Origin of the sequence: Enterobacter sp. SECR19-1250 (genome assembly GCF_013391025.1) — a bacterium.
Taxonomy (GTDB): domain Bacteria; phylum Pseudomonadota; class Gammaproteobacteria; order Enterobacterales; family Enterobacteriaceae; genus Enterobacter; species Enterobacter cloacae.
Genome location: NZ_JACASJ010000136.1, coordinates 1 through 10,456, shown reverse-complemented (window position 1 = coordinate 10,456; position 10,456 = coordinate 1). Strand labels below are relative to the sequence as shown.

General features: G+C 41.0%; 8 protein-coding genes. All 8 read left to right on the top strand.

What is annotated here, in order from left to right:
- Positions 1 to 1,229 precede the first annotated feature (1,229 nt).
- The 8 genes from HX884_RS23410 (at position 1,230) to HX884_RS23375 (ending at position 10,456) form a co-directional block, all read left to right on the top strand.
- Positions 1,230 to 1,997 (top strand): ABC transporter permease, encoded by a 768-nt coding sequence (locus HX884_RS23410; protein WP_057069384.1) that lies wholly within the window; start codon positions 1,230 to 1,232, stop codon positions 1,995 to 1,997.
- A complete protein-coding gene (gene rfbB, locus HX884_RS23405; RefSeq protein ID WP_058673565.1) occupies positions 1,997 to 2,749 on the top strand; it encodes an O-antigen export ABC transporter ATP-binding protein RfbB in 753 nt (250 codons plus the stop codon). The genes HX884_RS23410 and rfbB overlap by 1 nt, the downstream gene beginning before the upstream one ends.
- A 14-nt stretch (positions 2,750 to 2,763) precedes the next feature.
- Positions 2,764 to 4,656, top strand: coding sequence for a DUF4422 domain-containing protein (locus HX884_RS23400; protein ID WP_023312621.1), 1,893 nt, complete (start codon positions 2,764 to 2,766; stop codon positions 4,654 to 4,656).
- Between the two features lie 18 nt (positions 4,657 to 4,674).
- Positions 4,675 to 5,829 carry a UDP-galactopyranose mutase gene (gene glf / locus HX884_RS23395; protein ID WP_016247610.1) on the top strand — a complete coding sequence of 385 codons (1,155 nt, stop codon included), beginning with the start codon at positions 4,675 to 4,677 and terminating at the stop codon, positions 5,827 to 5,829.
- Positions 5,826 to 6,716, top strand: coding sequence for a glycosyltransferase (locus tag HX884_RS23390; RefSeq protein WP_000683047.1), 891 nt, complete (start codon positions 5,826 to 5,828; stop codon positions 6,714 to 6,716). Before glf ends, HX884_RS23390 begins: the two co-directional genes overlap by 4 nt.
- Complete coding sequence (locus HX884_RS23385) at positions 6,717 to 7,862, top strand: glycosyltransferase family 4 protein (RefSeq protein WP_178328873.1); 1,146 nt, start codon at positions 6,717 to 6,719, stop codon at positions 7,860 to 7,862. It begins immediately after the preceding gene.
- Positions 7,863 to 7,983: 121 nt separating this feature from the next.
- On the top strand, positions 7,984 to 9,225 hold the full coding sequence (locus tag HX884_RS23380) for a glycosyltransferase family 2 protein (RefSeq protein ID WP_016247608.1): 1,242 nt from the start codon (positions 7,984 to 7,986) through the stop codon (positions 9,223 to 9,225).
- A 409-nt stretch (positions 9,226 to 9,634) separates the two neighbouring features.
- Complete coding sequence (locus tag HX884_RS23375) at positions 9,635 to 10,456, top strand: acyltransferase (protein ID WP_239693056.1); 822 nt, start codon at positions 9,635 to 9,637, stop codon at positions 10,454 to 10,456.

Genomic DNA, 10,456 nt, shown 5'->3' with positions numbered 1-10,456 from the left:
CTCCGGATGAATATGATGATCTCATATCAGGAACTTGTTCGCACCTTCCTTAGCTGAATAATTGTTACTGCTGTTCTTTGATAGTTACCGTACTCTGTTCGCCTCGCAAGCAAAGCAGCGGAAAGGCTGAGTCTGGTCAATATTGTTTCTTTTTATATATTTTCCGAACAATTCCTCAATAATTGGTCAGTATTACTATTGTAATGATAGTAATGAAATCTATTTTTTCTTTTATAATCATATTGTTAAGTGGGTACGCTGAAGTGTTCGAATAATGTGCAGCAACTGTGTATTTTTTGGCTGGATGGATTGGTCATGCTTTTTCATTTTTATTCTTCCAGACCAGAGCTATAATGCGCGCGTAATTCACGTCCTACGGATGCATTATTGATAATGCGCAGCAAACGTACCCTACGACGCTCGGATTTGACCACTTTTGAAGAAAAGTCAAATTCACTTTTATGCAAGATAGGATGAGGAAGTACGTTATCCTGGTGGTGTTGCCGCTGCCTGCCCGCGAACTTAATACTCTGCCTGACTCATGTAGAGATGCGGAGCGCCCAGCTACATGGCTGTTGAAGTCATACTGCCGAGAGTGACGCTTTTTGTTGGTTTCAAGGGTGAAATGAGAAAGTCCTGATGGATAGGATGCCATAAACTGGGGAAAGTAGCGGTGCATTTGTTGCGGTGTAGCGATGGATGTGAGTCCGGAGAGGGGCGCTGAGTACAGATATCCGTTTGTTTTTAGCTTTTTTGCCGAACGCTGACTAGGCTGTTTGTGGCTTCATGAATGCTGCGCCGGTAATGCTTGTGGAGCTAACGACGAGCGTATCCTCTTCGTTACGGTAAGACCGGGTAAGACAGACACTTTAGAGAGGGGAGTCCGCATTTTGGTTACGATAGCCAATGGCGGTAGCGTGTCTGAATTTTAGAATAAACTCATTGTTCGATTTAACATTTTATTTACAATCTTAAAGGATGGTTTATGTGTCTTCCACGAGAATCACATTTTCATTCAGCGGTTACTGAGGTTAGCGATCATCTCCGATTCCGGAGTGCTAATGCGCAGGAAAGATTGTTTACATATTGCTTGTGCAAAATAATGTTACAATTGGTCTTTGTTTATGGGAATAGCTGTTCGTCTCTCGAGCACAGCAGATCTTATCGATAATTCTGTTTGATACATATTACGTACGGAATTTTTTGTAGAATAATTTATGAGTATAAAAATGAAGTATAATATAGGGTATTTGTTTGATCTTCTTGTTGTTATAACAAACAAAGATTTAAAGGTACGTTATAAAAGCAGCGTATTTGGTTACTTATGGTCAATTGCGAATCCACTGCTTTTTGCAATGATATATTATTTCATTTTTAAGCTCGTTATGCGAGTGCAGATCCCGAATTATACCCTTTTCTTGATTACCGGTTTATTTCCGTGGCAATGGTTTGCCAGCTCGGCGACAAATTCCTTGTTTTCGTTTATAGCCAATGCGCAAATAATCAAAAAAACAGTTTTTCCGCGCTCAGTTATTCCATTGAGTAATGTCATGATGGAAGGGTTACATTTCTTGTGTACAATTCCTGTGATTATTGCATTCATGTTCGTGTATGGTATGCGTCCATCGCTCTCATGGCTCTGGGGCGTACCAATTATTGCGCTTGGTCAGGTGATTTTTACATTTGGTATTTCAATCATATTTTCTACGCTAAATCTGTTCTTCAGGGATTTAGAGCGATTTGTCAGCCTTGGTATCATGCTCATGTTTTATTGCACGCCGATATTATATGCGTCAGATATGATTCCTGAAAAATTTAGCTGGATTATTACCTATAATCCTCTGGCAAGCATGATCCTCAGCTGGCGGCAGCTGTTCATGGATGGCGTCTTAAATTATGAATATATTTCAATCCTTTACATTACAGGTTTAGTCCTGACAATTGTGGGCCTGAGTATTTTTAATAAATTAAAATATCGATTTGCAGAGATTTTGTAATGGAACCAGTAATAAACTTTAGTCACGTTACGAAAGAGTATCCTCTTTACCACCATATTGGCTCAGGAATTAAGGATCTCGTATTTCACCATAAAAGAGCTTTTCAGCTGTTAAAAGGGCGTAAATATCTTGCGATCGAAGACATTACCTTCACCGTGGGTAAAGGCGAGGCCGTAGCGCTGATTGGTCGTAACGGCGCAGGGAAAAGTACCTCCCTCGGGCTGGTGGCCGGCGTCATTAAGCCTACAAAAGGCACTGTTACAACCCAGGGGCGCGTTGCCTCAATGCTTGAGCTAGGCGGCGGTTTTCACCCTGAATTAACCGGGCGAGAAAATATTTATCTCAATGCGACCCTGCTTGGGCTACGCCGCAAAGAGGTTCAGCAACGGATGGATCGGATAATTGAGTTCTCCGAGCTGGGTGATTTCATTGACGAACCTATTCGCGTGTACTCAAGTGGTATGCTTGCGAAGCTTGGATTCTCTGTCATCAGCCAGGTAGAACCCGATATACTTATTATCGATGAGGTACTTGCTGTCGGTGACATTTCGTTCCAGGCCAAATGTATACAAACAATACGAGACTTCAAAAATAAGGGTGTAACGATATTATTCGTTAGCCACAATATGAGTGATGTTGAAAAAATCTGTGACAGAGTTGTTTGGATCGAAAACCATAAACTCCGCGAAATTGGCTCAGCAGAGAGAATCATTGAACTTTACAAGCAAGCAAGCAAGCAAGCAATGGCTTAATAATTGGTAATAAGATGAATAGTATCAAAATTTATACATGTCACCACAAACCCAGTGCTTTTCTAAATGCCTCTATTATTAAACCACTGCATGTCGGGAAGGCTAATACTTATAATGATATTGGCTGTGAAGGGGATGATAGCGGAGACAACATTTCCTTTAAAAACCCCTTCTATTGTGAGCTGACGGCCCACTACTGGGTGTGGAAGAATGAATCTCTGGCTGACTATGTGGGATTCATGCATTACCGCAGACACTTGAACTTTGCAGAACAACAAAATCATCCTGAGGATAACTGGGGGGTAGTCAACTACCCGCTCATCAATGCCGAATACGAAAGCCAGTTTGGATTAAGTGATGAATCCATAAGCACCTGCGTCGATGGATATGATCTGCTGTTACCCAAAAAATGGTCGGTAACATCGGCAGGAAGTAAGAATAACCTTGATCATTATGCAAAAGGTGAGTTTTTACACATTAAAGACTATCAGTCTGCCCTGGATGTCGTTGAAGAGCTGTATCCACAATATAAAGCTGCGATTCAACAATTCAATAATGCAACTGATGGTTATTATACGAACATGTTTGTTATGCGCAAAGACATGTTCCTGGATTATTCTGAATGGCTTTTTGCTATTTTGTCTAATCTTGAAGATCGGATTTCGATGAATAACTACAACGCTCAAGAAAAACGAGTTATAGGACACATTGCTGAGCGTTTATTCAATATCTATATCATCAAATGTCAACAAGATAAACAGCTAAAAATAAAAGAACTACAGCGCACGTTTGTTACTGCTGAAACATTTAATGGTAAATTAAAGCCCGTTTTTGACGAAAGCGTACCGGTTGTTATTAGTTTTGATAATAACTATGCATTAAGTGGCGGGGCATTAATCAATTCAATTGTTCTCCATTCTGATGCGAACAGAAACTATGATATCGTTGTTCTGGAAAATAAGGTCAGTCATTTAAATAAACAACGCCTTATCAAGCTAGTTGCTGGTCATAACAACATATCATTGCGCTTTTTTGATGTGAATTCATTCACTGAGATGAGTGATGTTCATACCCGTGCACATTTTAGTGCGTCGACCTATGCGCGCTTGTTCATCCCGCAACTTTTCCGCGAGTATAAAAAAGTTGTGTTTATCGATTCTGACACCGTGGTGAAGGCTGATTTGGCGACACTTCTGGATGTCGAGATCGGCACTAACCTGGTTGCCGCTGTTAAAGACATCGTCATGGAAGGGTTTGTGAAGTTTGGTACCATGTCAGAATCAGATGATGGCATTATGCCTGCAGAGCAATACCTGAAAAAGACATTAGGAATGACTAATCCTGACGAATATTTTCAGGCCGGGATTATTGTTTTTAATGTCGAACAAATGGTTACAGAGAATACCTTTGCTCAATTGATGTCAGCATTGAAAGCCAAAAAGTATTGGTTCTTAGATCAGGATATCATGAACAAAGTCTTCTTTGGCCGAGTCAAATTCTTACCATTAGAATGGAACGTGTACCATGGTAATGGTAATACCGATGATTTCTTCCCGAATCTCAAGTTTTCAACCTATATGCGCTTTTTGCAAGCCAGAAGAAATCCAAAAATGATTCACTATGCGGGTGAAAACAAACCATGGAATACTGAGAAAGTCGATTTCTATGATGATTTTCTTGAGAATGTTTTAAGTACGCCATGGGAGAAAGAAATCTACTATCGCCAGTTACCTGTGGCCACGGTAGTACCTAACCAACATACTGAACTGCAGCAAACCGTGTTACTGCAGACAAAGATTAAAAGAGCTTTAATGCCATATGTTAACAAATATGCTCCTGTCGGTTCGCCAAGAAGAAATAAGCTCATCAAATATTATTATAAAGTTCGCCGTTCGATTCTTGGCTAATACAACTGGAGATACATTATGAAGCGTAACAATATTCTCATCGTCGGCGCTGGTTTTTCAGGTGTGGTCATTGCCCGCCAGCTTGCTGAACAAGGTCACAAGGTTAAAATCATCGATCAGCGGGACCACATTGGAGGAAACTCTTATGACACTCGCGATCCTCAGACTGATGTCATGGTTCATGTCTACGGTCCGCATATTTTCCATACGGATAATGAAACCGTCTGGAACTATGTCAATCAGTATGCGGAAATGATGCCCTATGTGAATAGAGTAAAAGCTACTGTTAATGGTCAGGTTTTTTCACTGCCGATTAATCTGCATACTATTAATCAGTTCTTTGCTAAAACCTGTTCTCCTGATGAAGCTCGCGCGCTCATTAGCGAAAAAGGTGATAGTTCCATTCTGGAACCGAAGACTTTTGAAGAGCAGGCCTTGCGCTTCATTGGTAAAGAATTATACGAAGCGTTCTTCAAAGGCTACACCATAAAACAGTGGGGGATGCAGCCTTCTGAGCTTCCGGCATCTATACTCAAACGTTTGCCTGTGCGTTTCAATTATGACGATAATTATTTCAATCATAAATTCCAGGGCATGCCGAAGTTAGGCTATACCCATATGATTGAAGCGATCGCCGATCATGAAAATATCACTCTGCAATTACAGCGTGAGTTTGCGGCTGAAAATCGCGAAAGTTATGATCATGTATTTTATAGCGGGCCGTTAGACGCCTTCTATTCATACCAGCATGGGCGTCTTGGCTACCGTACTCTGGACTTTGAGCGATTTACCTGGCAAGGTGATTACCAGGGCTGCGCGGTCATGAACTATTGCTCAGTTGATGTCCCGTATACGCGCATTACCGAACATAAATATTTTTCCCCGTGGGAAAACCACGAAGGCTCCGTATGTTACAAAGAATATAGTCGCGCCTGCGGTGAAAATGATATTCCTTACTATCCAATCCGCCAGATGGGCGAGATGGCTCTGCTGGATAAATATCTATCACTGGCGGAAGGTGAGAAAAATATTACTTTCGTCGGACGCTTAGGGACTTATCGCTATCTTGATATGGATGTAACGATTGCAGAAGCCTTAAAAACGGCCGATAAATACCTGTCTTCATTGTCCAACGACGAAACAATGCCTGTATTTGTGGCCGATGTACGATGAAACATACTGCACTAATAGTCACTTTCAACCGTCTTGAGAAGCTAAAAAAGACGGTTGCTGAAACTGTTAAGCTGCACTTTACCTCTATCGTTATTGTCAATAATGGGTCCACGGATGGGACCTCTGACTGGCTGCAGACAATCACTGATCCCCGAGTCATTGTCTTAAATCTGGCCAGTAATAACGGGGGGGCCGGCGGGTTTAAGGCCGGTAGTCAATATATATGCAGCTCTGTTGATAGCGATTGGGTCTTCTTTTATGACGATGATGCTTATCCGCAAAGTGATATTCTTGATAAGTTCGCGACGATAAATAAAGAAGATTGTCGTGTTTTTACGGCTTTAGTTAAAGATTTACAGGGCCGGACATGCGCGATGAATGTTCCATTTGTAAAAGTCCCGACCTCGTTTAGTGATACCTTGCAATATATCAAACATCCCCAACGATATGTACCAGATAATAAGAAAATGCTGGTGCAAACCGTTTCATTTGTTGGCATGATCATTAAGCGTGAAGTCTTGAATGAGCACCTTCATCATATTTATGATGAACTTTTCCTTTATTTTGATGATCTCTATTTTGGTTATCAATTAACTTTAAGTGGCGAGAAAATCACTTATCAACCGGAGCTTGTTTTTACTCATGACGTGAGTATTCAGGGAAAGGTTATATCGCCAGAGTGGAAGGTTTACTATCTTTGTCGGAACTTGATTTTGGCTAAGAGAATATTCACGGAAGTGGAAATTTTTAGTAGTTCATCAATCCTTTTGCGCCTGTGTAAGTATATCACCATATTCCCTGTGCAGCGCCGGAAATGGGTATATCTAAAGTTTTTATGCCGTGGGATTGTACATGGTGTAAAAGGAATCAGCGGTAAGTTTCACTAAGTGGACATAGCAATGAAAAAACTGTGTTATTTCATAAATTCGGATTGGTATTTTGATTTGCATTGGACCGATCGTGCAATTGCCGCCCGAGATGCCGGTTATGAGATTCACATTATTAGCCATTTTGTCGATGATAAAATAGCGGAAAAATTCAGGACATTAGGTTTTGTTTACCATAACATTCCACTTGTCGCCCAATCATTCAACGTTTTGATTTTCTTTCGGGCCTTTTCTAAGGCTCGGAAAATTATTCAAAACATCAATCCAGATTTGTTGCACTGCATTACCATCAAGCCCTGTTTGATCGGCGGTTTTCTGGCTAAAAGTACCCATCGTCCTGTTATTCTGAGTTTTGTCGGTTTGGGCCGAGTATTTTCCGCAGAGTCTGCCTGTCTTAAGCTGCTGCGAAGTTTTACTGTTATGGCATATAAGTATATCGCCAGTAACAAATGCAGTTTGTTTATGTTCGAACATGATAAAGACAGAGCTAAACTTGCCGATCTGGTTGGTATCGATTACAAACAGACTATTGTTATTGATGGCGCGGGTATTAATCCAGAGATTTACAAATACTCTCTGGAGCAGCAGCGTGATGTTCCGGTCGTCCTTTTTGCCAGCCGTATGCTGTGGAGTAAAGGACTGGGTGACCTGATTGAAGCCAAAAAAATACTGAGTAATAAAAATATTCACTTTACGCTGAATGTTGCCGGTATTTTAGTTGAGAATGATAAAGACGCAATTCCGCTGGCGACGATACAGAAGTGGCAAAGCGAAGGCGTGATTAACTGGCTCGGTCATTGCTCTAATGTATTTGATTTAATTGAAGAATCAAATATCGTTGCTTTGCCGTCGGTCTACGCCGAAGGCGTACCGCGTATCTTGCTGGAAGCTTCCTCTGCCGGGCGCGCTTGTATCGCTTATGATGTTGGTGGCTGTGATAGCTTAATTATCAATAACGATAATGGGTTGATTGTAAAAAGTAAATCTGTCGAGGAATTAGCGGAGAAACTCGGTTTCCTGTTGGATAACCCAGAAACGCGCGTCGCAATGGGTATCAATGGCAGAAAACGCATTCAAGATAAATTCTCGAGTGTGATGATCATTAATAAAACATTAAAAACATATCGTGATGTTGTTGAAGAGTAATTTTTGATGAAGCTCAGTCGCTTTCATCTTACCCATCCTTAATAAACTGGCAACCTACAAATTAAACGCTACCCATAAATAAATATAATTGCGTTTATAAGCTAAGCGTCAAGGTGATTGCATGTCTGAAAAAGAGAGTATAGCTGTTTCCGTTATTATCCCTGTGCACAATGCGGCGGGATATATTTCCGACACATTGAGCACTGTTTTGTCGCAAACATTAAATGATATTGAAATCATTATTGTCAACGATTGTTCTGACGATAATACCTTAGAGATTGTCTCGGCGCTGGCTGAAACTGATTCACGAATTAGAGTCATTAACAACACGACAAATCTTGGTGGGGGAGGCTCAAGAAACATCGGGTTGGATGCTGCTACCGGTGAGTACGTTATTTTTCTTGATGACGACGATTATGTCGATAACATGATGTTGGAGCGCATGTACGCACGTGCTAGCGATATACAAGCGGATGTCGTTATCTGTCGCAGCCAGTCTTTTGATCCCGCCTTGCAGGTTTATGCTCCGATGCCGTGGTCAGTGCGCCAGGAGCTGTTACCTGATCTCAAGTTTTTTTCATCCCAGGATATTCCCTCTGACTTTTTCCGCACCTTTGTCTGGTGGCCATGGGACAAGCTTCTCAGGCGTCAATTTATTACTAGTCATCAGCTTCGCTTTCAGGAAATCAGGACGACCAACGATCTTTTCTTCGTCTGCGCATTTATGCTCATGGCGAACAGAATTTCGGTCTTAAATGAAACGTTAATTTCTCATACCATCAACCGTAGTGAATCCCTATCCGCCACGCGAGCAGAGTCGCACCGCTGTGCTGTTGAAGCATTGGTGGCGCTTAAAGCGTTTATCTGTCAGCAGGGGATGATGGAACACCGTCTCAGAGATTATAAAAACTATGTTGTCGTGTTCCTTGAGTGGCATTTAAACACGATTTCTGGTCCGGCATTTCACCCGTTTTATCAGCAAGTGAAAGAGTTTGTTGTTGCCCTGGATGCAAAGAGTGATGATTTTTATGATGAATTTATCGCCGCCGCCCATCATAGGATCACCACGCTGTCAGCTGAAGAGTACCTATTCTCTCTTAAAGATCGGGTTCTGAAGGAACTTGAGTTTTTCCAGGCCAGGAGCTCCGCATTACAGCAAGAAGTTGAGACGCTTACCCACTCATTCGCCGGGCAAAAGGATGAAAATGCGATATTGCATAATCAATTGCATGAGATTGAAGAGCGGGTAACTGAACAGGAACAGAATATTCGTCAGTTAACCGACAAAAATAATGATATGCATCATGAGATGACTATCAAACAGCAAGAGTTCAATGAATTTATCAGCATCACAAAAATTTAATCTCTTCTTTATCCTGGAAGTTGACTAAGCCGCTACGCGTGGTAAGACGTTTTTTTAAATAATTTCAAAAAGAAGTTAAGCAAGTTTCACTTCTTTGTCAGTGATCTTGTTATTTTCAATAAAAATTTTTTTCGTTAAATAAAAGAGCTCGTGGTCACATGATTTGCGAGTCTCTATTCCTGTTAGATTAATGATTTATTAGCTAGAGAGTAATAGATTTTTTGTCGAGTTTTACTGGGGGCAGTAAAATTTCGATGTGTGTACTTGTGTTTTTTGTGACTTCCTGCCTTTAAAATTTTTCCTATTGGGCAGTAATCACCTTTGAATATTGATAGCTATTCTTTTTATTACTAATAAATTCTTTCTTCTAAAAGAATGTAGTTTTACTCATTGGAATATGGGGTGTAGATTGTCTGTTAACAGATTTGATGCCATTGATGGCACTCGTGGGATATTGGCGGGTATGGTCATGCTCAGCCATATGTTTGGCAGCTTTATGGGTTGGCCGCAAGTCAGACCATTTAGCGGTGCCTATCTGTGTGTGGTATATTTTTTCATCATGAGTGGCTTTGTTCTAACCTATGCCCACGCATCAGGAAACTTTTTCAAATACGTTCTTACACGATTTGCCCGATTATGGCCGCTTCATTTTCTGTCGACGATGCTGATGGTAGCCATTTATTACTATAATGCGCACCATGGCGGCTACGTTTCCAGCCCGGATGTTTTTTCTATTAGCGTGATATTAAAAAATATATTATTTCTTCATGGTCTTTATTGGCATGACTTCAAGTTAGTCAATGAACCATCGTGGAGTATCAGTATTGAATTCTGGGTATCGCTTTTAATTCCTCTGATCTTTACGCGATTAGGAAATATGACTCGCGCTGTTGTTGCAGGATTGTTTTTTATTTTCCTGTGGCATAAACATCCATCAGGGATACCCCCATCAATGCTGACAGCAATGCTGTCAATGCTGATTGGTTCATTGTTTTTTTCTTTATCACAGACAGAGTATTTTAAGTGTCTGATGAAAGAAAAATTTATGGCATTTTTTATTACCGCTGCGGCTGTCGTATCGATCGTTGGCGTATATGCTATGAACCATAGCCGACTGGATTACTTTTTATTTATTGCATTTATCCCGATGCTATTTATCGATCATCTTCCGGATAATCAACTAAGGAAGGTGCGAATAAGCAGGTCATTTCTTCCCAAGCTGACTCGCTGA